The 21,578-nt window shown below is 73.6% G+C and carries 25 protein-coding genes and 1 pseudogene; 16 read left to right on the forward strand and 10 right to left on the reverse strand.

The genetic code is table 11. The features are described 5' to 3' along the window. Window positions 1–84: 84 nt before the first annotated feature. Together AC3AQ1_RS09170 and AC3AQ1_RS09175 are read right to left on the reverse strand one after the other, a co-directional pair. Window positions 85–894, reverse strand: a pseudogene (locus AC3AQ1_RS09170) (alpha-amylase family glycosyl hydrolase); the annotation flags it as partial. A 31-nt stretch (window positions 895–925) separates the two neighbouring features. Next, the gene (locus AC3AQ1_RS09175) at window positions 926–1,108 is read right to left on the reverse strand and encodes an ABC transporter permease family protein (RefSeq protein ID WP_199916444.1); all 183 of its coding nucleotides are present in this window, start codon (window positions 1,106–1,108) and stop codon (window positions 926–928) included. On the opposite strand from AC3AQ1_RS09175, the gene AC3AQ1_RS09180 reads away from it, so the two are divergent. Both AC3AQ1_RS09180 and AC3AQ1_RS09185 read left to right on the forward strand, forming a co-directional pair. After that, complete coding sequence (locus AC3AQ1_RS09180; RefSeq protein ID WP_199916445.1) at window positions 1,107–1,388, forward strand: DoxX family protein; 282 nt, start codon at window positions 1,107–1,109, stop codon at window positions 1,386–1,388. The two genes, AC3AQ1_RS09175 and AC3AQ1_RS09180, sit on opposite strands and share 2 nt — an antisense overlap. 19 nt (window positions 1,389–1,407) lie before the next feature. Continuing rightward, window positions 1,408–2,730: a M18 family aminopeptidase gene (locus tag AC3AQ1_RS09185; RefSeq protein ID WP_108718730.1), complete on the forward strand. Its 1,323-nt coding sequence runs from the start codon at window positions 1,408–1,410 to the stop codon at window positions 2,728–2,730. 19 nt (window positions 2,731–2,749) lie between these two features. On the opposite strand, the gene AC3AQ1_RS09190 is transcribed toward AC3AQ1_RS09185, so the two are convergent. Then, on the reverse strand, window positions 2,750–3,154 hold the full coding sequence (locus AC3AQ1_RS09190) for a VOC family protein (RefSeq protein ID WP_108718731.1): 405 nt from the start codon (window positions 3,152–3,154) through the stop codon (window positions 2,750–2,752). A gap of 216 nt (window positions 3,155–3,370) precedes the next feature. Between AC3AQ1_RS09190 and AC3AQ1_RS09195 the strand changes: the two genes are divergently transcribed. Both AC3AQ1_RS09195 and AC3AQ1_RS09200 read left to right on the forward strand, forming a co-directional pair. After that, the gene (locus tag AC3AQ1_RS09195) at window positions 3,371–4,771 is read left to right on the forward strand and encodes a PAS domain-containing protein (protein ID WP_108718732.1); all 1,401 of its coding nucleotides are present in this window, start codon (window positions 3,371–3,373) and stop codon (window positions 4,769–4,771) included. Between the two features lie 144 nt (window positions 4,772–4,915). Beyond that, complete coding sequence (locus AC3AQ1_RS09200) at window positions 4,916–5,239, forward strand: thiamine-binding protein (protein ID WP_108718733.1); 324 nt, start codon at window positions 4,916–4,918, stop codon at window positions 5,237–5,239. 59 nt (window positions 5,240–5,298) lie between these two features. On the opposite strand, the gene AC3AQ1_RS09205 is transcribed toward AC3AQ1_RS09200, so the two are convergent. Continuing rightward, the gene (locus AC3AQ1_RS09205) at window positions 5,299–6,252 is read right to left on the reverse strand and encodes a quinone oxidoreductase family protein (RefSeq protein WP_108718734.1); all 954 of its coding nucleotides are present in this window, start codon (window positions 6,250–6,252) and stop codon (window positions 5,299–5,301) included. 81 nt (window positions 6,253–6,333) lie between these two features. On the opposite strand from AC3AQ1_RS09205, the gene AC3AQ1_RS09210 reads away from it, so the two are divergent. Further along, window positions 6,334–7,086 (forward strand): TetR/AcrR family transcriptional regulator, encoded by a 753-nt coding sequence (locus AC3AQ1_RS09210; RefSeq protein ID WP_108718735.1) that lies wholly within the window; start codon window positions 6,334–6,336, stop codon window positions 7,084–7,086. Window positions 7,087–7,230: 144 nt separating this feature from the next. Beyond that, complete coding sequence (locus tag AC3AQ1_RS09215) at window positions 7,231–7,731, forward strand: hypothetical protein (RefSeq protein WP_108718736.1); 501 nt, start codon at window positions 7,231–7,233, stop codon at window positions 7,729–7,731. A gap of 107 nt (window positions 7,732–7,838) precedes the next feature. On the opposite strand, the gene AC3AQ1_RS09220 is transcribed toward AC3AQ1_RS09215, so the two are convergent. Continuing rightward, window positions 7,839–8,168: a hypothetical protein gene (locus tag AC3AQ1_RS09220; protein WP_108718737.1), complete on the reverse strand. Its 330-nt coding sequence runs from the start codon at window positions 8,166–8,168 to the stop codon at window positions 7,839–7,841. Window positions 8,169–8,176: 8 nt separating this feature from the next. After that, window positions 8,177–8,545, reverse strand: coding sequence for a VOC family protein (locus AC3AQ1_RS09225; RefSeq protein WP_108718738.1), 369 nt, complete (start codon window positions 8,543–8,545; stop codon window positions 8,177–8,179). A gap of 91 nt (window positions 8,546–8,636) precedes the next feature. On the opposite strand from AC3AQ1_RS09225, the gene AC3AQ1_RS09230 reads away from it, so the two are divergent. The 7 genes from AC3AQ1_RS09230 (at window position 8,637) to AC3AQ1_RS09260 (ending at window position 15,159) form a co-directional block, all read left to right on the forward strand. Next, window positions 8,637–9,965 (forward strand): serine hydrolase domain-containing protein, encoded by a 1,329-nt coding sequence (locus AC3AQ1_RS09230; protein ID WP_108718739.1) that lies wholly within the window; start codon window positions 8,637–8,639, stop codon window positions 9,963–9,965. A 70-nt stretch (window positions 9,966–10,035) separates the two neighbouring features. Further along, window positions 10,036–10,392 carry a helix-turn-helix transcriptional regulator gene (locus AC3AQ1_RS09235; protein ID WP_108720111.1) on the forward strand — a complete coding sequence of 119 codons (357 nt, stop codon included), beginning with the start codon at window positions 10,036–10,038 and terminating at the stop codon, window positions 10,390–10,392. 76 nt (window positions 10,393–10,468) lie between these two features. Further along, the gene (locus AC3AQ1_RS09240; RefSeq protein ID WP_108718740.1) at window positions 10,469–10,972 is read left to right on the forward strand and encodes a VOC family protein; all 504 of its coding nucleotides are present in this window, start codon (window positions 10,469–10,471) and stop codon (window positions 10,970–10,972) included. Continuing rightward, entirely contained in the window at window positions 10,965–11,420 is a 456-nt protein-coding gene (locus AC3AQ1_RS09245) for an iron chaperone (RefSeq protein ID WP_199916446.1), read from the forward strand. Before AC3AQ1_RS09240 ends, AC3AQ1_RS09245 begins: the two co-directional genes overlap by 8 nt. A 943-nt stretch (window positions 11,421–12,363) precedes the next feature. Next, on the forward strand, window positions 12,364–12,681 hold the full coding sequence (locus AC3AQ1_RS09250; protein WP_108718713.1) for a transposase: 318 nt from the start codon (window positions 12,364–12,366) through the stop codon (window positions 12,679–12,681). Window positions 12,682–12,887: 206 nt separating this feature from the next. Beyond that, on the forward strand, window positions 12,888–13,628 hold the full coding sequence (locus tag AC3AQ1_RS09255) for a transposase (protein ID WP_488301214.1): 741 nt from the start codon (window positions 12,888–12,890) through the stop codon (window positions 13,626–13,628). A 52-nt stretch (window positions 13,629–13,680) separates the two neighbouring features. Then, on the forward strand, window positions 13,681–15,159 hold the full coding sequence (locus AC3AQ1_RS09260) for an HNH endonuclease (protein WP_159096473.1): 1,479 nt from the start codon (window positions 13,681–13,683) through the stop codon (window positions 15,157–15,159). A 276-nt stretch (window positions 15,160–15,435) separates the two neighbouring features. Here the strand turns inward: AC3AQ1_RS09260 and AC3AQ1_RS09265 are convergent, their stop codons facing one another. Continuing rightward, window positions 15,436–15,789, reverse strand: coding sequence for a hypothetical protein (locus AC3AQ1_RS09265; protein WP_108718742.1), 354 nt, complete (start codon window positions 15,787–15,789; stop codon window positions 15,436–15,438). 282 nt (window positions 15,790–16,071) lie between these two features. Between AC3AQ1_RS09265 and AC3AQ1_RS09270 the strand changes: the two genes are divergently transcribed. The 3 genes from AC3AQ1_RS09270 (at window position 16,072) to AC3AQ1_RS09280 (ending at window position 19,594) form a co-directional block, all read left to right on the forward strand. After that, window positions 16,072–18,243 (forward strand): DUF4037 domain-containing protein, encoded by a 2,172-nt coding sequence (locus AC3AQ1_RS09270; RefSeq protein WP_108718743.1) that lies wholly within the window; start codon window positions 16,072–16,074, stop codon window positions 18,241–18,243. A 23-nt stretch (window positions 18,244–18,266) separates the two neighbouring features. Further along, a complete protein-coding gene (locus tag AC3AQ1_RS09275; protein WP_199916447.1) occupies window positions 18,267–18,890 on the forward strand; it encodes a DUF4125 family protein in 624 nt (207 codons plus the stop codon). Between the two features lie 221 nt (window positions 18,891–19,111). Beyond that, window positions 19,112–19,594, forward strand: a complete 483-nt coding sequence (locus AC3AQ1_RS09280) for a DUF1269 domain-containing protein (protein WP_108718745.1) — start codon at window positions 19,112–19,114, stop codon at window positions 19,592–19,594. 36 nt (window positions 19,595–19,630) lie between these two features. Here AC3AQ1_RS09280 and AC3AQ1_RS09285 read toward each other — a convergent pair whose 3' ends face one another. From AC3AQ1_RS09285 to AC3AQ1_RS09295, 3 genes are all read right to left on the reverse strand, one after another. After that, window positions 19,631–20,041, reverse strand: coding sequence for an LbetaH domain-containing protein (locus AC3AQ1_RS09285; RefSeq protein WP_108718746.1), 411 nt, complete (start codon window positions 20,039–20,041; stop codon window positions 19,631–19,633). Between the two features lie 225 nt (window positions 20,042–20,266). Then, on the reverse strand, window positions 20,267–20,842 hold the full coding sequence (gene thpR / locus AC3AQ1_RS09290; RefSeq protein ID WP_108718747.1) for an RNA 2',3'-cyclic phosphodiesterase: 576 nt from the start codon (window positions 20,840–20,842) through the stop codon (window positions 20,267–20,269). 21 nt (window positions 20,843–20,863) lie between these two features. Next, a complete protein-coding gene (locus AC3AQ1_RS09295) occupies window positions 20,864–21,385 on the reverse strand; it encodes a mycothiol transferase (RefSeq protein WP_108718748.1) in 522 nt (173 codons plus the stop codon). Between the last annotated feature and the right edge of the window lie 193 nt (window positions 21,386–21,578).

A 21,578-nucleotide genomic window follows, 5' to 3' on the forward strand; every position in this document is an offset into this window, starting at 1 on the left:
TCGTCGGCCAGGGGCGCGCTGGCGAGCACGACCGTGCCACCGGGCGCGGGTTCCGAGAAGGTGGTGAGGCAGTGCCAGCCGCCGCCGCGCTCGAGGTGCAGGAACCCTGGGGGCCTCCGCCACGGCGGTGCGGGGCGGGGAGTACCGGTCGAACAGCGCGCGCCACTCGGCGTACACGTCGTGCACCTCGTCACGGTCGATGAACGGGTGACGTCCGGGTGCGGCCGCCGCCAGCTCCACCTCGGCGGGCAGGACCTCGGGCAGGTCCTTGGCCAGCAGGTGGGCGACGTCGATGCGGAAGCCTGCGACACCGCGGTCGGCCCAGAAGGCGAGCGTCGTGAGGAAGTCCTGACGGACCTCCTCGTTCGCCCAGTTGAGGTCGGGCTGCTCGGCGGCGTGGATGTGCAGGTACCACTGTCCGTCGGGCGTGCGGGTCCACATCAACCCGCCGAAGCCGGAGCGCCAGTCGGCCGGCGGGAGCTCGCCGCTCGCACCCCGTCCGTCGCGGAAGTGGTAGCGCGCTCGGGCGGGCGAGCCCGGCGGCGAGGCGAGCGCCTCGCGGAACCAGACGTGCCGGTCCGAGGTGTGGTTGGGCACGATGTCGACGACGAGACGCATGCCGTGCTCGGCCAGCGACGCGACGAGCGCGTCGACGTCGTCGAGCGTGCCCAGCCGCGGGTCCACGGCTCGGTGGTCGTCGATGTCGTACCCGCCGTCGGCGAGGGCCGAGGGGTAGAACGGGCTCCACACGGCGTCGACGCCGAGGTCCGCCAGGTACTTCACCCGGTCGATCACCCCGCGCAGATCTCCGATCCCGTCACCGTCGGCGTCGGCGAAGCTGCGGGGGTAGACCTGGTAGGCGACGGCGTCGCGCCACCACTGTGCCTCGTTCACGGATGTCCGTTCTGTCGGTGCGGAGGGCCGGTCAGCCCTTGACGGCGCCGGCGATGAGCGCCTTGACGAAGTGCCGCTGGAAGACGAGGAACACGAGGATCGTCCGCGCCATGGTGAGCAGCGAACCGGCGTTGAGCAGCACGCCGTCGGTGGTGTACTGCCCCACGAAGTTCTGCAGCGCGCCCGCCATCGTGCGCTTGCTGGGGTCGTTCATGAGCACGATCGCCTGGAAGCGAGGCGTCGTAGTGGCGTCGGGCGTCGCGGAGCTCGCGTGCGCCGTCGGGCTGCTCGCGCCGACGACCCGGCGCGTGGCCGGCAAGGCGAGTGCGGCGCTGCTGCTCGCGGTCTGGCCCGCGAACGTCCAGATGAGCGTCGACCTCGGCCGTCGCGCGCTGGAGAAGGGTGACGCCGCCTCGATCGCGACCTTCGTCGTCTCGGTCGTGCGTCTGCCCGTCCAGCTTCCGCTCGTCCGCGCCGCGCTGCACGCCCGCTGACGCTCCCTACGATCGAGGGGTGACCAGCCCGCAGAACACGCCTGCCAGCATCCGCGCCCACGCCGAGGACCTCGTCGACCTCGTCGCCGCGTCACCCTCGAGCCTGCACGCGGCCGAGGCGGTTGCCACCCGGCTCGCGGCGGCCGGCTTCACCCGCCTCGGCGAGACCGAGGCGTGGGGCCTCGAGCCGGGCGGGCGCTACCTCGTGGTGCGCGACGGCGCCGTGCTGGCCTGGGTGATCCCGGCGGACGCCACCGCGACGACCGGCGTGCACGTGCTCGGAGCCCACAGCGACTCCCCGGGCTTCCGGCTCAAGCCCGAGCCGACCACGGGCCGCTACGGCTGGCTGCAGGCCGGCGTCGAGATCTACGGCGGCCCGCTGCTCAACTCCTGGCTCGACCGCGAGCTGCGCCTGGCCGGCCGCCTCGTGACGTCCGACGGCGCCACGCACCTCGTCGCGACGCCGCCGCTCCTGCGCCTGCCACAGCTCGCGATCCACCTCGACCGCACGGCCAACGACGGCCTCGCCCTGGACAAGCAGACCCAGACCCAGCCCGTCTGGGGACTGGGCGACGCTGCGAGCGCCGACCTGCTCGCCGAGGTCGCCGCCGCCGCGGACGTCCGAGTCGAGGACGTGCGGGGCTACGACCTCGTCCTCGCGGACTCGGCCCGCGGCACGGTGTTCGGCAAGGACGAGGCGTTCCTCGCCGTCGGGCGCCTGGACGACCTCGCGTCGGTGCACGCGGGCCTCACCGCGCTGGAGCGCCTCGTGGCAGTCGGTGGGGCCGAGCGCGACGGCGCCGCTCACCTCGCGCACATCCCCCTCCTCGCGGTGTTCGACCACGAGGAGGTCGGCTCGGCGACGCGCAGCGGCGCGGCCGGGCCGTTCCTCGCCGACGTCCTCGCGCGGATCGGTGCGGCGCTCGGCGCGACGCCCGAGGAGCAGCAGCGCGCGCTGGCGGACTCGTGGTGCGTGTCCAGCGACGTCGGCCACTCGGTGCACCCGAACTACCCCGGCAAGCACGACCCGGTAGTGCAGCCGGTGCTCGGGTCCGGGCCGATCCTCAAGATCAACGCGAACCAGCGCTACGCCACCGACGGCGTCGGAGAGGCTGCGTGGCGTGGCTGGTGCGAGCGCGCGGGCGTGGTGACCCAGGCGTTCGTGAGCAACAACGCGGTGCCGTGCGGGTCGACGATCGGCCCGATCACGGCGACCCGGCTGGGGATCCGGACGGTCGACGTCGGGATCCCGATCCTGTCGATGCACTCCGCGCGCGAGCTCGCGGGAACGAGCGACCTGGACGCGCTGAGCCGCGTCGCGGAGGCGTTCTGGCGGTCCTGATCGCTGGGCGCGAGCCGCGCTACGCGCCCCGCGCGGTGTCGATCATCCACGGCGTGCCGAAGCGGTCGAGCAGCATCCCGAAGCCGGCCGACCACTCCGTGGCGGCGAACGGCTGGTGCACCTCGCCGCCGTCGGCGAGCGCGTCGAACGCGGCGCGGGCCGCGTCGGCGTCCGGCAGGGTCGCGCACACGCGCATGCCGGAGACGGGGCCGAACGGGTCGGCGAACGGGTCGTCCGACCCGACGAGCTGCCCGTGGGGCGTGGTGAGCGACGCGTGCATGATCGCGGCGGGGTCGATCCCGGGCGGGACCCCGGTCATGTCCGCGGCGGTGACGAGGTCCAGCTCGCCGCCGAAGACGTCGCGGTAGAACGTGAACGCCTCGCGGCACGTCCTGCCGAAGAACAGGTAGGCGTTGAACGACACGGGTGGCTCCTTCGCTCGGCCCCCGCGAGCGCGGGCGGTCACGAGGCTACTCGCGGGCCGCCGCGCGGGGGAGGGCCGGTGCGACCGCGCCAGCGTGCGAGCCGAAGGTCCCGCCCCGCCCCGCACCGGCCCTGCCATGATCGAGCCGACCCGTGCCCGGGTGACTCTGCCGCGCAAGGTTGCGTCGCCGTCGTGCACCGCCCGAAGGAGGAGCCCATGGCCCTGACCGATCCCGCCGCGCTGGCCGCGCGCCGCACGTTCGCGCCCGACGACGTGTTCTTCTCCACGACCGATCGCAAGGGCGTGATCCGGCACGCGAACGACACGTTCCTGCGCCTCGCCGCGCTGACCGAGGAGGAGGCGGTCGGCTCGCCGCACAACCTCATCCGTCACCCCGACATGCCCGGCGGCGCGTTCCGGCTGGTGTGGGACGAGCTCGAGGCGGGTCGGCCGGTCTGCTTCTACATCGCCAACGAGGCGAAGGACGGCGTGCGCTACGACGTTCTCGCGACGATCCTCCCGATCGACGGCGGCTACCTCTCGGTGCGCCTGCGCCCGAGCCTCACCGAGCTGCAGGACCAGGTGTTCGCGGCCTACGACGACGTCGCCGAGCGCGAGGCCGCCGTGCGGCGCGCCGGTGCGAGCCGGCACAGCGCGGCCGAGCGCGGGGCGTCCCTGCTCGGCGGAGCGCTGCACGCGCTCGGCTTCGCCTCCATGGTGAGCTTCACCCGCAGCGTGCTGCCGCGCGAGGTGGACGCGCTGGTCGCGGCGCTTCCGCCGGCGGTCGCACCGGGACCGCGGGCCGGCGCGCTCGGCTCGGTGCTGCAGGCCGGGCAGGAGATCGGCCGGTCGATGACGTCGTTCATCGGCCTGCTCGAGGGGTTCGAGGAGACCGCGCAGCGCATCGTGCTCGAGCACGACTCCCTCACGCCCGCCATGGGCGAGCTCATGGCGCTGCGGATCGAGCTCGCGCGGATCGCCGGGATCATCTCGACCGCCGCGCACGAGCACCCCGACGACGCCGAGCTCCCCGAGCTCGTCAGCCTCACCCGGGCGATGGACGCCTCGTGCGAGGACGCGCTCGACGGCCTCGAGAGCCTGCCGCTGGACCGCCTGCAGGTCGCGATCCGCGACCTCGTGCTGCGGATCGCGACGGTCGGGCTGCTCAACCAGATGGTCACGCGGTTCACGAGCGAGGTCATCGAGGCCGGCCCCGACGGCGCACCGCGCGGCACCGAGCTGCGCCTGCTGCACACCGCGCTGGAGGAGGAGGTGGACCGCGCCGAGCTGGGTACCACCCGCGTGGTCGACCTGCTGCGGATCGTGCCGGAGCTCACCGAGCTGGCCGTGCGCAGCGTGGACCTCACGCTCATCCGCGCGGACGGGTGGTCCAGGCGCCTGCTCGCGGCCGTCGAGGAGGGCCGGTTCGGCGACGACGGGCCCGAGCTGATCGGGCTGGTCGAGGCCGCGAAGGAGGGGCTGACGGAGCGGGTCATCGGGCTCGGCGACATCGTGGGTCTGGCGTCCCGGCTGCGACAGACCCCGGTGCGGTTCGATCCCGTGGCGCTGCGCGAGCCGCTGCAGCACATCGCGGCCGGGATCGCCGCGCTGCCGTAGGCGGGGACCGGCGGCGCTGGGCGGTAGCGCTCGGACGACCGGACGGCGGCGCACGGTGCCGAGCGCGGTGCCGAGCGCGGTGCCGAGCGCGGTGCCGGCCGCGGTGCCGACCGCGGTGCGCGTCGGGCGCGTAGGGTCGGGGGCATGCTCGTGGCCTTCTCCGTCGCCCCGTCCGGAACCGGTGAGCTGCCCCTGACCGGGGACGACGGTTCAGTGTCCGAGGCCGTCGCCGCGGCGCTCGCGGTCGTCGCCGCCTCCGGGCTGCCCTACCGCCTCGACTCGATGTTCACCACGCTCGAGGGCGACTGGGACGAGTGCCTCGCCGTCGTGAAGGCGGCGACCGAGGCGGCGGGCCGGTACGGCTCCCGCGTCAGCCTCGTGCTCAAGGCCGACATCCGGCCGGGCCGGTCCGGTGAGCTGACCGGCAAGGTGGCGCGCGTCGAGGAGCGGCTCGCGGCGTCGATGTAGCTCCTGTATGACGTCGGGCCGAGCCCGGCCGACCACGCGTCACCATCGACTCCTCCCCGTCACGGCACGAGCACCAGCCGTCGCGGGGTGTCCCAGACCTCCGCGACGTCCGCGAGCGGGTGCGTCTCGACGTCGATCGTGAGGTCGCCGCGCGCCGTCGCCTCGAGCACACCGGCGGCCGCCGCGAACATCGCGCGCGGTCCGACGCTGCCGAGCCCGCTGCCGCGCAGGCGCAGCGGCCGACTGCGCAGCCACGCCCCCGGGACCGTGAGGTCGGCCCCGGCGAGCGTCCCGATCTCGACGACGTCGAGCGGCCGGTCCGGGCCGCGCTCCGCGCGCAGCAGCGCCGGGAGGAGTGCGGCGGTCCGCTCGCCCCAGAGGTAGTCCACGACGACGTCGACGCCGTCGGGCGCGGCGTCCGCGAGCTGGGCGGGCAGGTCGTCGTCGAGGTGGACGACGGCGTCCGCACCGCGGTCCTGCGCCGTCGCCAGCGCCGCGGGGTTGCGTCCGGCGGCGACGACCCGTCCGGCGCCGAGGAGCCGTGCGACCTGGACGGCCAGCAGGCCGGAGATCCCCGTCGCGCCGTGCACGAGCACCGTCGCGGGCGGGGCGCCGGCGGCGCTCCGCGCGCCGAGGAGGTCCGCGAGCGGCAGCCACGAGGAGGTGCCGGGGTTGACGACCGCGGCGGCGCGCGCGTCGTCGAGCGCGTGGGGAACCGGGACGGCCCAGCCGGCGGGCACGGGTGCGCGCTCCGCCAGGGTGCCGAACGGCTCGGGGCTGCCGCCGGTGTAGACCCGTCGACCGTCCGCGGTGAGCGCGATGGCGTCGACGCCGGGGACGAGGGGGGGCTCGGTGCCCGAGGAGTAGTGCTGGCCGGCGGCGCGGCTGCGCACGATCCGGTGCACCGCGGCGGCGAGCACGGACACGATCTCCTCGCCCTCCCGCGGTTCGGGCTCACGGAAGTCGCCGTACTGCGGAGTCTCGCCGGGCGTCGTGACGACTGCTGCCTTCATGGTCGTTCTCCTGGTCTGGGTGTCGATGAGTATGCTGAACAATGTTCAGGAGAGTAGTTGAACAGTGTTCAGGAGGCAAGGGTGCGGGGAACGGTCACGCGGGCACGGATCGTCGAGGCCGCGTTCGTGGTGCTCGAGCGGGCGGGCCTGGCAGGAGTGACGGCCCGGGCCGTCGCGGACGAGCTCGGCGTGCGGGCCGGCGCGCTCTACCACCACGTCGAGGACATGACGACGCTGTACGACGAGATGGCGACGGCGATGGCGTGTGAGATCGCCCTGCCGGCGGAGTCGCCCGCGGGTACGGGGACAGGCGCCGGCCTCCATGACGGCGAGGCCGCCGGCGGCGGCGAGGCCGGCGAAGGCGGAGGCGAGGGGGACGGTGAGGGAGGCGCGGACGTCGCCGGATCGCTGGCGCTCGACGCCAACTGGCCGGCGATGCTGACGGCGGCCGGCCATCGGATCCGCACGGTGCTGCTGTCCCACCGCGACGGAGGCCGGCTCTACGCGGGCCGCCGCCTGCGCGACGTCGGGCCGGCGACCGCGATGGAGGCGCCCCTGCGGGCGATGACGGCGGCGGGGCTGGATCTCGGCGTGGCGGTGACCGCCCTGCAGGCCGTCGCCGACCTGACCGTCGGGTTCGTCATCGAGGAGCAGCACCGCGACTCGGGGGAGTCGGGCGCGTACGACCCGGAGGCGCGCCGCGCCTTCGTCGACGCCGAGCGGCACCCGCTCACCGCGGCCGCGAGCGCCCCGATGCTGGCCCCCGGCGACGAGCGGTTCGCCACGGCACTCGGCTTCGTGGTCGACGGCGTGCGCGCCCGCCTGCCGCGCTGACCGTGGTCGGACAGGTCCCTGGACGCATTCGCAGAATGCTGCGACGCTCCGACCCGGGCGACGATGCCCTGCCTCGCGAAGCGGGCCGGCTCCGGGAACGGGGGATGACGCGTGCAGAGTTGGTCGACCGGGGGCCGACGAGCGGTGCTCGCCGTGGCGGCGTGCGCCGTTCTCGTGTGTACCGCGTGTGTCCCCGAGGTGTACCGGGAGCAGCCCAAGTCGCCTGTGATCGCGCTCGTCTCGGACGGATCGGGTGATCTGTGGATCGCGGTCGCGACCTGCGGGTACACCGTCGAGAAGGTGCGTGTTGCGCCGTCCGACGACTTCAGAGACGTGTTCGATGGTGCCTCCTTTGCCCCGCTGGAGCCGTTCAACGGCGATGTCCTGCTCGTCCCGGTACGTGACCCAGCACCCGGTTTCAGCGTCGACCTGAACGGCGTGGTCGTAGCCGACCTCGAGGATGCTCCGCTCGCCGGCGCCTACTTCGCTCCGGAGCTCGGCATGATCGCGACTGCGGTGTTCGAGTCGATCCCCGAACCGGGTCGTGCGCTCTACTACCGAGCGGGGGGCGCACTCGTCCACGGACCATTTGCGGACTTTCGGGATTGGGCTGACGAGTGCCCCCCTTTGAGCTCCACGACGTGACATGGGCGGTGTAGCGGCGGGGCGAGGCTCGATCTCGTCGCCCGGGTCGAGGGGGTGTGCCCTTCCTGCCCCGAGCGCGCGAACCGCGCCGACAACGGACCCAGAGGTCAGCGGCCCAGCCCGCGCAGACCCGTCCCGCCCGCCTGGACGCTGCCGAAGTGGAACGCGAGAACCGCACCCATGGCGAGGCCGCCGACGACCGCGGAGGTGCGCTCCGCCGTCGTGCCGGCCGAGCGGCGCAGGAGCGTCGCGCCCGCCAACGCGTTGACCGCGCTCCAGGCGAGGTTGACCGGTGGCGGCGACAGCCCGACGCCGGGCGGATCGGCGAACGGGCTCGGAAACGGTCTGCCCTGGACGGCGGCGACGCCGTGCGGCACTGCGTTGACGAGGAGCGCGCCGGCCAGGGCGGCGCGGAGCGCGGCGGCGGGTGTGCTCACGGCGTCGCTCAGCCCCAGCAGAGGCAGAACGGGTGCCCCGCGGGGTCGGCGTAGACCTGGAAGCCCTCGCTCGCCGTCGGATCGTCGCTGGCCTTGAGCAACGAGGCGCCGCGCGCGAGCACGAACGCATCCGCCTCGGCGAGGTCGTCGACGTACACGTCGAGGTGCGCTTGCTGCCGCTGCGGACCGTCGGGCCACTGCGGGCGCACGTGGTCCGGGGCGAGCTGGAAGCAGACCTTCGCCTCGCCGTCGACCGACACGATGTGCCAGTTCTCGTCCTCCACCTCGGCGGTCCCACCGAGCAGTGCGGCCCAGAACGTGCTCTCGGCCTCGAGGTCCGGCGCGTCGAACGCGACGACGGTCTGTAGAACGCGCATGGCGGTCTCCTTCGCTGGGGACGTGCGAACGCCGCAGACGCTACGCCGGGGCACCGACAGGCGACGTCGAGGCGTCGCTTAGAGTCTGCGCGTGCGCAGGTCGAGGTGGATCGTGCTGGTGGTGCTGGGTGTCGTGGTGCTCGCCGTCGTCGGCGCGTACTGGTGGCAGCGACCGCTGCTGCTGACCGGGACCGGGTATGCCGCGCACAACGCGTGCGCGGTCACGCATGTCGCCGGCCGCGACGATCCCGAGACCGACCTCCCGCCGAACCCCCTCGTACCCGTGCTGCGCTCGAGCGTGACCGACGACGGCGCCTCCGGCTCGGTGCTCGGCGTCCTGGCCCGCCAGCGCGCGTGGTTCACGCCCGGCTTCGGCTGCACGCTCGCCGACGCGGCCCCCGTCCTCCCGACCCCGACCGAGGTGAGCGACGCCGCGAACCCGTTCTCGACGTCGGCCCTCCCGTCGGCGCCGGACGCCTCGCCCGAGGTGACGGTCGCGCTGGACGCCGCGTTCGGCGTCGACCTCGACGGCGAGGCGCGCACCGCGCTCGGCACGCGCGGCGTGGTGGTGCTGCAGGGCGGCGAGCTCGTGGCCGAGCGCTACGCCGACGGCTTCACCGCCGACACCCCGCAGCTGGGCTGGTCGATGTCGAAGAGCCTCACCAACCTCCTGGTCGGGCGCCTCGTGCACGACGGCGAGCTCACCCTCGATCAGGATCACCTCCGGCCGGAGTGGACGGACGAGCGGGCCGACATCACGGTGCGTCAGCTGCTCGACATGACGAGCGGACTGCGGTGGGACGAGACGTACGACCTCGGCACGCCGATCACGCGCATGCTGTATCTCGAGCCGGACATGGGCTCGTACGTCGCGTCGCTGCCGCTCGCGCACGAGCCGGGGACGTACCAGCAGTACTCGAGCGGCTCGATCACGCTGCTCTGCTCAGTGATCGCCCCGGACCACGGCGGTGCCGACTTCCCGCGCCAGGAGCTGTTCGCGCCGCTCGGGCTGTCCACCATGGTGCTCGAGCCCGACGGCGTGGGCACACCGGTGTGCGCCTCGTACGGCTGGGGCACGCCGCGCGACTGGGCCGCCGTGGGGCAGCTCGTGCTCGACGACGGCGTGTGGAACGGCCAGCGGCTGCTGCCCGAGGGGTGGGTGGCGGAGTCCGTGGTCGACACGGACGTCGACGGCCAGGAGGACGGGTACGGCCTCGGCTGGTGGGTGAACCAGCTGGCCGACGGCACGCTGCGCTACCCCGAGCTGCCCGCCGATGCGTACTGGATGAGCGGGCACGACGGGCAGTCCGTCTACGTGGTGCCGTCGGCCGACCTCGTGGTGGTGCGGATGGGGTTCACCCCGGCCGCGGACGACCGCTCGGTGCCTCTCGTCGCGGACCTGCTGACGGCGCTGGGCTGACCAGGGCGATCTGGTGTCACGCGGCCCCGACCTCGGCACGCTCGTGCTGCTGCGCCGCGTCAAGGACCGGATGGACCGGGAGTTCGACCAGCCGCTCGACGCCGTGTCGCTCGCGCGCGACGTGCACCTGTCCGCCGGGCACCTGAGCCGGCAGTTCAAGGCGGCGTACGGGGAGTCGCCCTACTCCTATCTCATGACTCGGCGGATCGAACGGGCGATGACGCTGCTGCGCACGACCGAGCTGTCCGTGACCGAGGTGTGCTTCGCCGTCGGCTGCTCGTCTCTCGGCACGTTCAGCACCCGGTTCAAGGAGCTCGTCGGGGTGGCTCCGCGTGTGTACCGCGAGCGCGGCGCCGACCCGCTGCCGGGGATGCCGCCGTGCGTGGTGCGGCAGGTCACCAGGCCGGTCCGGAGGCCGGTGAGGTGATCGGTCGGGTGGTTGGTCAGGTGATCGGTCAGGAATCGAGAAGCGCCCCGCCGAGGCGCAGACCTAGCGTGTCCGCATGACCACCATCTCGATCCACTCGAGCTTCCTGCCGCAGCTCGACCCTGAGGCCTCGCTCGCCTTCTACCGCGACGTGCTCGGCTTCGAGGTGCGCCTCGACGTCGGGTACGGGGACATGCGCTGGATCACCGTCGGGCCGCCCGACCAGCCCGACACGGCGATCGTGCTGCATCCGCCCGGCGTCGGCTACGACGTCACCGAGGAGGAGAAGGAGCTCCTGCTCCGCCTCATCGCCAAGGGCAGCTACTTCGGCGTCAACCTCGCGACGCCCGACCTCGACGCCGCGTTCGAGCGCATCGTGGCCGCGGGGGCCGACGTGGTCCAGGAGCCGATCGACCAGGACTACGGCGTGCGCGACGCCGCGTTCCGCGACCCGGCCGGGAACCTCATCCGGCTGCAGGAGGTGGGCACGGCTGGGGCGGCTGGTGGCGTCGACACGGCCGCCACGGCCGCCACGGGCGAAGCGTCCGACACGGCCGAAGGAGACGAGCACCGTGGCTGACACCCGCACCGGATCCGGTGACACGTTCAGCGCTGCCGAGCGCGCCGCGATGAAGGAGCGCGCCGCCGAGCTGAAGGCCCAGGCCACCGGCGGCAAGGGTGCGGCCAAGCGCGAGCGCGAGGCGCAGGCCCTCATCGACGCCCTCGAGGCGCTGCCGCAGCCCGACCGCACCCTCGCGACGCGGTTCCACGACATCGTCAGGTCCGAGGCGCCCGACCTCGCGCCCCGCACCTGGTACGGCATGCCCGCCTACGCCAAGGACGACAAGGTGCTCACGTTCCTGCAGCCGGCGAGCAAGTTCGACACGCGCTACTCGACGATCGGCTTCAACGACGTCGCGGCGCTGGACGACGGCGAGATGTGGCCGGCGTCGTACGCCGTCCCCGAGATCACGGACGACGTCGAGCAGCGCCTCCGCGCACTGGTGCGGCGGGCGGTGGGGGGCTGAGCAGGGCTGGGCTGAGCGAGAGTGGCTGAGCGGGGAGGCAGGCTGAGCAGGGAGGCCGGCGGAGCGGGGAGGGCGGCTGAGCGGGGAGGCCGGCTGAGCAAGCAAACGGACGACGGCGAACGGTGAGGCTCCCGACGACGTCGCCTCGTGCGTCCCGTGGCACCGCAAGGGTGCGGCAAGCGACCTCGATTGGTTTCGTCCTGGGCGTGAGGGCGCTGCTTGTCGTCGCGTCGACCTTGCTCAGCTGTCCCCAGGCCGGTGGGGTGTCGCCATGTCCACAGGTGCGTAGTGGGGGGTGCGTTTGTCGGTGCTCGGATTTACTCTAGGTACACGCGTTCGATTCGCGTGGGGTTGGCTGACGAGGGGGTGAGCGGAGTGGCGGCAGAGCCGGTTGGTGTTGGTCGTGGGCCGCGCCGTTCGCCCGCGCGGGCGTCGGCGGGGGCGTCGATGTCGATGGTTGTGGCGCCGAGCGGTGGGCGGCCCACCGCAGTGCCGGCCCCGTCCCTCGCGCCCGAGTCCTCCCGCGCCCAGCGGCCCTCGCTCGTCACGACGCCTCCGCCGGTGCCGTCGCCGGCGTCCCCGCTGCCGCTGCCCACGCCGGTGCCGGGTGCGTCGGGTCTGTCTGAGTGTGTGTCGCGGTTGCGGGTGGTGGTGGGTGAGGTCGTCGCCGCGGCTGGTGTGGCGCGTGCGGCTGCGGCGGCTGATCCGGGTGTCGGCGCTGCAGCGGTGGGTGCGGCGGCGGTGGAGGTTCTCGGGGTGCTGGATGAGGTCGCCACGGTCCTGGGGGTGGCGCGGGCTGAGGTGGCGGGGGTGGTGCGGTTCTCGGGGTCGTGGCGGCGGACTCCGGCGGGTCGTCGGGTGGGGGACTTCTGTCGCGCGTCAGACTTAGTGGCAGGGGTTGTTAGTTGCTGAGGCAACGCCCCTACTGGAAGGTCTGAGAGTTATGAGTCGTCCCCCGGTGATTCCGGCGGAGAAGAAGATCCGCATCGTGTTGAGCGTGCTCCAAGGCGAGATCTCGATCGCCGAGGCTGCCCGTCGCGAGAAGGTGTCCGAGCAGGCGATCGGGAACTGGAAACGCCAGTTCCTCGAGGGCGGCAAGGCCGGCATCGAGGCAGGCAAGTCCAAGCCCACGTCCCGCGAGCAGCAGCTTGAGGATGAGGTGGCCGAACTCACCCAGGCTCTCGGTGAGGCCGCGGTCGAGATCCGGGTGTGGAAGAAGAGCGCCGAGGGTCGTCTGGGCCCTTCGAGGACCTCGAGGTGATCCGCACCGAGGCGGGCATGTCGACGTCGAGGTTCTGCGATCTCATCGACATGCCCGAACGGACGTGGCGGCGCTGGCAGGCCAAGGCTCGCACTGATCGGCCGCCGAAGGGGCCGTGGCCCCAGCCGACCCGTGACGCGGTCCGCGACGCCGTCGTCGGCCACGCGAAAGCGCATCCGGCGTGGGGGCACCGGAAGGTCTGGGCGATGACACGTCACGACGGGCACCCGGTTTCCCAGGCGACCGTGCTGCGGCTGCTGCGGGACGAGGGCTTGATCCTGGGCGCGAACTACCAGCGGGAACGTCGCCGCCTCGCCGAGAGGCGCAAGGCCGCGTTCGCGAAGGAACCGACGGGCCCGAACCAGGTCTGGCAGCTCGACTTCTCCGAGTACGAGACCACGACCGGCGGGACGTGGCGGATCGCGTCGTGCCGGGACTACTGGGCGAAGTATGAGTTCGACGCGCACGTGTCCCCGACCGCGAACATGCACGACGCCGTCGCCGCGGTCGAGCTCGCCCTCGCTGAGGCGGAGACGCTGCTCGGCCACCCGCTGATCGACGACTGCCAGGTCGAGGAGCAGACCGGGGAGATCTTGCCCGTCTTGACGATCGTGACCGATAACGGTGGCCCGTTCCGGTCGTTCACGTTCGAAGCGTTCATCGCCACCCACCCCGAGCTGCGGCACGTGCGCACGAGGGTCCGCACGCCGGGGCAGAACGGGTCTCGCGAACGCGGGTTCGGGACGATGAAATACGAGTGGCTGTTCCGGGAAGAGATCGACGACGGCCTTCAGCTCGTCGAGCACGTGAACGCTTACCGGCACGACTACAACCACGTCCGCCCGCACGAAGCGATCGCCTGGAACCGACCCGCCGAGGTCTACGCCGGAACCGCCGACCCCACCACACCCAACTTCGAAATCGAAGAAACCCTGCCAACTACTTGACGCGGGACACTTCACGCGGTGGCGGGCGGAGGCCTCCCGCCAGGGTGTGGGGGTGGCTCGGGGTGAGGAGCAGGCCGGGGAGATTCTGGAGCTGCTGCCCCGGTTGCGGGACGCCGCGGGGCGGGGTGAGGTGACCGACGGGCATATCCAGGTCGTTGCGACCGTCCTGGCCGGGGTCGACCCTTCGACGCGGGAGCGCCTTGCGGGGCGTGAGGTGGAGATCGTGGCACGGGCCAAGAGTGTGGCGGTGCCGGTGCTGCGGCGGGAGCTGCAGGGTCAGGCCGCCGCCCTGGAGGCGGAGAAGACCGACGCGTCCTATGAGGCTGCGCGCAAGGCGCGGTTCCTCCGCCTGACCGCGCGGGGTGAGGTCGTGCGGGTGGAGGGGGCGTTGGATGTGTTGTCGGCGGCGACGCTGCGCACCGCCCTGGACGCGGTCACCCCGGTGCCGGCGGACGGGGATGAGCGCAACCCGGATCAGCGTCGCGCGGACGCGCTCGTCCTGCTCGCCGACCGTGCCCTGGGGGTCGGGGTGGACAGGGCCGGCGCGCAGGTCCGACCCCACCTGAGCATCCTGGTCCGTCAGGACACCTGGCTCCTCCTGCACCACCTGCGCCGCACCTACTCCTGCGCGGCAGACGGCGATGCTGCCGCAGCGGCATCACGGTCGGATGCCTTCGGCCGCTCCGGCGGTCCTGGCGCGACGACTGGCTCGGCGGGGTCGCGGTCGGCGGGGTCGGGGTCGGGGTTGTCGGAGGCCTACGCCCGGTCGGGGCTCGAACGTGAGCCGGTGTTGGCGGAGCTGATGGACGGGACGCTGGTGCCGTTCGCGGCGTTGGACGTGGTGGCGTGTGACGCGATGTGGCAGCGCGTTGTCCTCGACCCCGAGGGTGAACCACTGGACGTGGGGCGCACGCAGCGCACCTACACGGGGGACCTGCGCCGCGCGGTGCTGGTGCGGGACCGGCACTGCCAGTGGCCCGGATGCACCCTGAGGGCGGCGTGGTGCGAGGTGCATCACGTGATCGAGTGGAACCAGGGTGGTGACACGTCCCTGGTGAACGCCGTGACGTTGTGTCGCGAGCATCACCACCGCGTCCACCGCGAGCACACCACCATCACCAAGGTCCGGGGCGGGTTCACCTTCACCACCGCCGAAGGGCACACGATCGGGACCACCACCCGCCTGGACGACGAGCTCCTCGTCCCCAGACCCCGACCGACGGGTGAGGGGAGAGTTCTGCCCACACGAGGACCCGGCGCCGGTCGAGGCGGTGGCGGCGCTGGTGACGGTGGCGACGCGGCTCCAGGCGGAGCCCTGCCCATCGATGATCGAGGTCGAGGTCTGCCCAGCGGCGCGGCTCCGGGTGGAGGCTCGCCTGGCGGTGAGCGGGGTGGAGGTCTGCCCGGCGGTGAGCGGGGTGCAGGTCTGCCCGGCGGTAGAGCGGCTCGTGGCGGAGCCATTCCTAGCGGCGAACGAGACGGAGGTCGTCCCGAAGAACCCTCTCCTAACGGCCCTGTTGCTCTGTGGTGAGAGCGCGGCTGAAGGCACGTGCGCGCGTGACGATGATGTGCGCGCTCCGGGAACGGGACGGGTGGGCGCCAGCCACGACGCGACGAGGGCGCTGGTGCGGGCCAAAGAGATGCGCGGTCGTCAGCGGGGTGGCGGCTACGGCGACCGGGTTCAGCGCGCCCGATGCCGGGGTGGCGGCTACGGCGACCGAGGTCAGCGCGGCCGATGCCGAGGTGGCGGCCACTGCGACCGAGGTCAGCGGGACCGATGCCGGAGCGCCGGCCACTGCGACCGAGGTCAGCCCTCGATCGCGGCGTCCAGCTCCTGCAGAAGGTCGTGCGCGGCGAGCTCGACCGCCTTGTGTTGCCACTCGGCGGCTCGGTAGACGCACGCGATGAGCGCCGAGCGGTGGATGCGGCTGAAGTCGCCGAGGACGAAGGCGTACCGCGCCTTGGTCTCGTCGCTCGCACCCTCGGTGAGGCCGAGGTGCCACGCGCCGTACTCCACCCAGGAGTGACGTTCGAGGTAGGTGTTCTCTCGCTCGGCGTCGGGCTGGGCGTCGCCCCAGTCGCTGTCGACCACGTACCGATGGGCCGCGATCAGCTTCCGGCAGTGAGTCACGGCCGCGTCGTTCACCTCGTAGCTCGCCATGCCACGATCCTGCCTCCGAGCGTGCGCCTCGTCACGCCCTCGCGGTACCTAGGTCCCGTGCCGTGGCGGTCGCGGTGCGGCAGGGTCGAGATGTCGCGGACTGTCCGCGATCGGGCACGGCCGGCGCGCTCGGGACGACGGGCACGGCAAGCACGACGGCGTGATCGGCACCGCCAGCACGACCGGCGTGGACGGCGTGATCGGCACGGCAAGCACGACCCGGCATGACGTGCGCGACCGGACGGCGCGCGCCGCACCTGCGACGTGTGGGGAGGGGACGACATGACCGGGACGCTCGACGTCGCCCGCGTGCTGCGCGACCTGGACTCGCTGCTCGCAGCCCAGGCGGGTCCCGAGCGCGCCGAGGCGCACCTGCGGGACGCGCTCGCCCAGGCGATGCGACTCGGCGACGATCCCGCGCGGCTCACGGTGCTCAACGAGCTCCTCGGCCTGCTTCGGGTGACGAGCGCGCACGAGGCCTCGCTCGCCGTCGCGGACGAGGCTCGCCTGCTCGCGGACGAGCTGGCCGACCGGCTCGGACCGGCGGGCGCCGAGGCCCGCGCGACGACGCTCGTCAACGTCGCGACGGCGCAGCGCGCGGCAGGGCGCACCGAGGCCGCGCTCGCGACCTACCGTGAGGCACTCGCAGCAGCGAGCGCCGCGTATCCGCCCGGCGACCGGCGCATCGCCGCGCTGCACAACAACCTCTCGATGGCCCTCGGGGACGCCGGCGACCGCGCGGGGGCGGTGCGCGAGCTGCGCGCCGCGCTCGCGCTGCTTGCGGCCGGGAACGGAACCGCGCCCGACGCCGAGCCCGACGGCGAGCTCGCCGCCACGCACGGGAACCTCGCGCTGGCCCTCGCCGCGACGGGTGACCCCGCCGACGCCGAGGAGGCCGTCCGGCACGCCCGGCTCGCCGTCGCGACCTACGAGCGCCTCGGGCGCACCGACGACCCGCACTACGCCGCCGCCCTCGCGGCCGCCGCGGGTCTCGACGTGCGCGCCGGGCGCTACGCCGAGGCCGTCGACGGGTATCGCACAGCCCTCGCGACCGTGCGGGCGTGCTTCGGGGCACAGTCGGACGCCGCGGTCGTGACGGCCGGAAACCTTGCCGAGGCGGAGGCGTTGCTCGCCCGCGCCGGCGCCCAGGACGAAGGCGGTACGCAGGCCGGGTCAGACGCCGGCGTCGGCGATCGCCGGACAGGGCGCACCAGCAGAGCCGCGACCCACCCCGGTGCCAAGGTGCGCGCCGCCGCGGATGTGGCGGTCGGCAACGTCCCGACCGGGGCCGGGAGCGAGGTGGGCCGACCCGCTGGGTCGGCTGCCGGTGAAGGGACGGGCTCGTCGACGAGCTCGCCGCCTACCCGACCCACGCCCGGGGCGGGCCGGCCCGCGGGGGCGGGTTCGCCGTCGTCGGCTGGCTCGTCGCCGGTGACGCGCGGCCTCGACCTCGCCCGCGCGTACTGGGAGGCGTACGGCCGGGAGCTGCTGGCCGGGTACCCCGAGGAGCGGGGCCGGATCGCGGTCGGGCTCGTGGGGCACGGGTCGGAGTGCTACGGGTTTGACGACGAGGCCTCGCGCGACCACGACTTCGGCCCGGGGTTCTGCCTCTGGCTCACCGCGGAGGACCACGCGCGGATCGGCGCCGCGCTGCAGGCGGACTACGAGGCCCTGCCCGGCGCGTTCGCCGGCTTCCCGGCCCGCGCGGACGTGCAGACCCGCCGCGCGCAGGGCGCCGGGCGTCGCGTGGGCGTCTTCGAGATCGGCGCCTTCTACGCCTCGCTGACCGGGTATCCGGACGCGCCCGCCGTCGACCGCCCGCACGAGTGGCTCCTGCTCGAGGAGGCCACGCTCGCCGCCGCGACCAACGGCGCGGTCTTCGCCGATCCGTTCGGCGCCTTCAGCGGGGTGCGCGGGCGGTTCCGGCGCATGCCGAACGACGTCCGGCTCACCCTCGTCTCGCGTCGGCTCGGGATGATCGCCCAGGCCGGGCAGTACAACGTCCCGCGGATGCTCGCGCGCGGCGACGGCGCGGCCGCCTGGCTCGCGATCGGCGAGCTGACGCGCGCGACGGCGTCGCTCGTCTTCCTCCTGCACAAGCCGACGTCCGTGGGGTATCTCCCGTACTACAAGTGGCAGTTCGCGGCGCTGCGGCGCCTGCGCGCGCGGCTGGGGTCGCGGCTGCCGGCGACGGTGGACCACCTCGAGGAGGTGCTGCGCCTCGCCTCGGCGGCGTGCTTCCCCGGGGCGGCCGGCACGACCGGCTCGACCGGTTCGACCAGCTCGACGGCGGCGCGCGAGCGCCTGGTGGCGGTGATCGAGGCGATGTGCGGCGAGATCGTGGCCGAGCTCCTCGCGCGCGGGCTCACGCGCAGCGACGCGCCGTTCCTGGAGTGGCAACGTCCGTACGTCGAGGAGCTGATCGTGGACGAGCGGTGTCGGAGGCTGGCGTGAGTGGCGTGAGTGGCGTGAGTGGCGTGAGTGGCGTGAGTGGCGAGCTCGCCGACGCCGTCGTCGCGCACGAGTGGGCCCAGTTCCAGCGCACCCAGAACGAGGGCGGGCGCGCCTCGTGCCAGGACGACTGGCGCACGTTCCGCGAGATGCGCCTGGCGCAGGTGCTCACGTGGCCCGAGGCGCTGCAGCGCAGCTACGCGGACGACCTCGACGACGCCGACGCCGTCGGCCGCAACCTCGTGACCGAGAAGTACGCCCGGATGATGGCGTCCACCTCGCCCGCGCGCTACGCCCGCGACCTCGCGCCGCACCTGCCCGTGCTCAGCGAGGCCCGCCGCGCCACGCAGGAAGCCGTCATCGCGGTGCAGGTGCGCTGGGCCGCGGAGTTCCGCGAGAGGTATCCGCTCCTCGGCGCCGGGATGCGCCTGCTGCGCACCTCGCAGGACACCCGCACCGACACCTCGTTCGAGACCTACCTGCGCGGCGAGCTCGGCACCTACTCCGCGCGCACCTTCGCGCTCTACCGCGCGATGGTCGACGGCGAGCGCGCCTCGGGCGGCAACCTCACCGAGCGCACGGTCGAGTGGACCGTGCGGCTGGCGGGGTTCGACGGCCTCGCCGACGCCGAGGCGGCGCAGCCCGCCTGACCGGGCCGCCCGGCCAGCGATGCCGCCGGGCCAGGCGAGTGAGCCGGTCCGGCGAAGACCGACCGGCGCTGGCCTGCCCGTGGGGTCACGTGCGGGACGGCGAGCGTACCGACCGACGGACGCTCGCCGTCGGGCCCTCGCACGTTCACCGCCGTGGGCGTGGGTGGCGGGCGGGACCATGCGGCGTCCCGCACCCCTGCACCGTCGGAGGAGTAGAGCCCGTGACCACGTTCACCGTCTGGAAGTACGACGACCCCGCCCGCGCCCAGGAGGCCGAGGACATCCTGCGCTCCGCCGCCGGCGAGGGCCTCGTGACCATCCACGACAGCACCACCGTCTCGTGGGCCCAGGGCGACGAGCGCCCCGAGACCCACCACCGCCGTCAGGACGCCGGGCGCGGCGCCGGCTGGGGCGCCGCCTGGGGCTTCCTGTTCGACCTGCTCTTCTTCGCCCCGCTGCTGGGCGCGGCCGCCGGTGCGGCGATCGGCGGCAGCGCCGGGGCGCTCAACGGCGTCGGGATCCGCAAGGAGGACCTCGAACGCATCCGGGAGTCGATCACGCCCGGGTCGTCGGCGCTCTTCGCGGTGACGGACGGCGCGGACCTGGACCGGCTGGTCGAGCGGGTGCACGGGCTCGGGGGGCACCTCGTGACCACGAACCTCACGGACGAGGAGCGCGCGACCCTGCTGGGTGCCGTCGACTGAGCGAGCATCGCTCGGCTGTCGTGAGGTCGCGGCGGATCACGCAGCGGTGGTGAAGGACTCCTGATCCACGCGGGCCCCGTCGTCGATGCGCTCGTCGTCGGGGATCCGGACGCCCGCGGCGATCACCGCGTTCGCGCCGATCTTCACCCGGCTGCCGATCCGCGCGCCGTCGCCGACTCGCACGCCGGGTCCGACGTGCACCGAGCCGCGGACCTCCGCGCCGACGCCGAGCACCGCGCCGGAGTCGAGCCAGCTGCCGACCCCGAGCCGCGATCCGGGCGCCATCACGGCGCCCGCCTCGACGAACGCACCGCGAGCGACCACGGCGTCCGCGGGCACGTGCGCCTGCGGCGAGACGAACCCGCCACCGTTCTCGTGCTCCAGGTACCTGACCAGCTCGCCGCGCTCGTTCTCGAACTCGACCTTGCCACGCCGCCTCTGAGGCATGCCTCACCTTCCCTTCGCCCGTCATAACGTAGAGGGCCGGGTGTCTTGTTCCAAGGGTGTGCGGCACTTCTCACAAGGCGAAACCGCACGCGGGTCAAGAAGCGGGTCGAGCAGCCGGCGGCCGACCCAGGCGCGGGTGGGGTCAGCGGGGGTCGGGAGTGGCTCGACGCCCGGTGGGGTCGGGCTGGCTCGGGGGTAGCGGCGGCTGGGACGAGTCGTGCCGGCTCAGCCGGCCGACGGCCCGAGCGGGAAGCGCTCCAGCACCTCGTGTCGACGGGCGTTGCGCCGCGCCTCGCCCAGGTGCGAGGCGACCAGCTCGACCTCGGTCGCCGTCCACGCCGGGCCGGAGTAGGTCTCCATCACCTGGAGCCAGCGGTGCGCGGGCGTCGGCCGCGGCGTGCGTGCGAGCGTGAGGTGAGGCACGAACCGGGCGCCGTCGACGGCGATCCCCGCCGTCGCTGCCGCCGTGCGGCACGCGGTGGCGAGTCGAAGGAGCTCGTGGCGCTCGCCGTCGTCCAGCTCGGGTGCCAGCCACAGGACGCGGGCGGCGAACGGGTCGGGGAACGCGCCCGCGCCGGCGAGGCGGGTCGGCAGCGCGCGGTGACGCCCGACGGCGGAGCGCAGGTTCTCGCTCAGCGCGTCGAGCGTGCGCTCGGGTGCGTCGGCGACGAAGGCGAGCGTGAGGTGCCAGTGCTCGGGTGGCGTCCACCGCACGGGGAACGCGTCGAGTCGCGGCTCGAGGAACTCCTCGAGGTGCTTGCGCGCGGCGTCGGGGACGCGGAGGGCGACGAACAGGCGCATGGTGGCTGGTGAGGTGCCAGATCAGGCGGTGCGGTCGAGGACGCCGCGCAGGAACGCCGCCTGACCGGCGTGCTCGAGCGCGTCGCCGACGACGCTCACGAGGCGCACCCCGAGCGTCACGGGCGGGTCCCAGGAGTCGTCGACCACGACGTCGAGGTCCTCGTCGGTGAGCAGGTCGAGATAGGTGCGCGCGGCGCGGTGCACGGCGTCGGCGTAGCCGAGCAGGAGGTCGACGGGCACGTCGACGAGCGCGACCTGCTCGGCGGTGTGGCCGTAGCCCATCTCGGAGTCGGGGAAGGGGAGCGCGGCGCGAGCGGCCCAGCCGTCGCTCACCCACACCTCGGGCGTGCCGGCGAGCGTGGCGAGCTGCGCGTCCTGCTCACGGCCGGTGTGCCAGGCGAGCCACGCGAGCGTGTTGGCTGCCGGGTCGACGCGTCGGGTCAGGACGGCGTGACCGTCCTCGCCGTCGAGCCCGTCGAGCGCGCGGGCGAGCAGGTCGGGGATCCGGCCGAACGCGTCGGCGAGGACGTCGGTGCTGTTCATGGGGCTCCTTGTGCGGTCCGGGGGCGGTGCTGGCGTGGTCGGTGGGCGAGGTGGGTCGGGGCGGCGGGTCGGGCGTGGTCGCGCCGTCGCGCCGTCGCGGTGATCGGGGCGGCCCTCGGGCGTCGGCCGACTGGCTCGAGGCTACGCCGAGCGTCCCCGGGCCGGGCACGAAGCAGCGCGTCGACCGCCTTGG

This window comes from Miniimonas sp. S16 (genome assembly GCF_057748195.1).

What these genes read in the sequence shown, in the direction of transcription:
- AC3AQ1_RS09285 (WP_108718746.1), bottom strand. Translation starts at nt 20,041, where the DNA reads ATGCCTCAGAGGCGGCGTGGCAAGGTCGAGTTCGAGAACGAGCGCGGC.
- AC3AQ1_RS09265 (WP_108718742.1), bottom strand. Translation starts at nt 15,789, where the DNA reads ATGGCGAGCTACGAGGTGAACGACGCGGCCGTGACTCACTGCCGGAAG.
- AC3AQ1_RS09255 (WP_488301214.1), top strand. Translation starts at nt 12,888, where the DNA reads ATGACACGTCACGACGGGCACCCGGTTTCCCAGGCGACCGTGCTGCGG.
- AC3AQ1_RS09295 (WP_108718748.1), bottom strand. Translation starts at nt 21,385, where the DNA reads ATGAACAGCACCGACGTCCTCGCCGACGCGTTCGGCCGGATCCCCGAC.
- thpR (WP_108718747.1), bottom strand. Translation starts at nt 20,842, where the DNA reads ATGCGCCTGTTCGTCGCCCTCCGCGTCCCCGACGCCGCGCGCAAGCAC.
- AC3AQ1_RS09180 (WP_199916445.1), top strand. Translation starts at nt 1,107, where the DNA reads ATGAGCACGATCGCCTGGAAGCGAGGCGTCGTAGTGGCGTCGGGCGTC.
- AC3AQ1_RS09195 (WP_108718732.1), top strand. Translation starts at nt 3,371, where the DNA reads ATGGCCCTGACCGATCCCGCCGCGCTGGCCGCGCGCCGCACGTTCGCG.
- AC3AQ1_RS09250 (WP_108718713.1), top strand. Translation starts at nt 12,364, where the DNA reads ATGAGTCGTCCCCCGGTGATTCCGGCGGAGAAGAAGATCCGCATCGTG.
- AC3AQ1_RS09240 (WP_108718740.1), top strand. Translation starts at nt 10,469, where the DNA reads ATGACCACCATCTCGATCCACTCGAGCTTCCTGCCGCAGCTCGACCCT.
- AC3AQ1_RS09175 (WP_199916444.1), bottom strand. Translation starts at nt 1,108, where the DNA reads ATGAACGACCCCAGCAAGCGCACGATGGCGGGCGCGCTGCAGAACTTC.
- AC3AQ1_RS09205 (WP_108718734.1), bottom strand. Translation starts at nt 6,252, where the DNA reads ATGAAGGCAGCAGTCGTCACGACGCCCGGCGAGACTCCGCAGTACGGC.
- AC3AQ1_RS09270 (WP_108718743.1), top strand. Translation starts at nt 16,072, where the DNA reads ATGACCGGGACGCTCGACGTCGCCCGCGTGCTGCGCGACCTGGACTCG.
- AC3AQ1_RS09200 (WP_108718733.1), top strand. Translation starts at nt 4,916, where the DNA reads ATGCTCGTGGCCTTCTCCGTCGCCCCGTCCGGAACCGGTGAGCTGCCC.
- AC3AQ1_RS09225 (WP_108718738.1), bottom strand. Translation starts at nt 8,545, where the DNA reads ATGCGCGTTCTACAGACCGTCGTCGCGTTCGACGCGCCGGACCTCGAG.
- AC3AQ1_RS09235 (WP_108720111.1), top strand. Translation starts at nt 10,036, where the DNA reads ATGGACCGGGAGTTCGACCAGCCGCTCGACGCCGTGTCGCTCGCGCGC.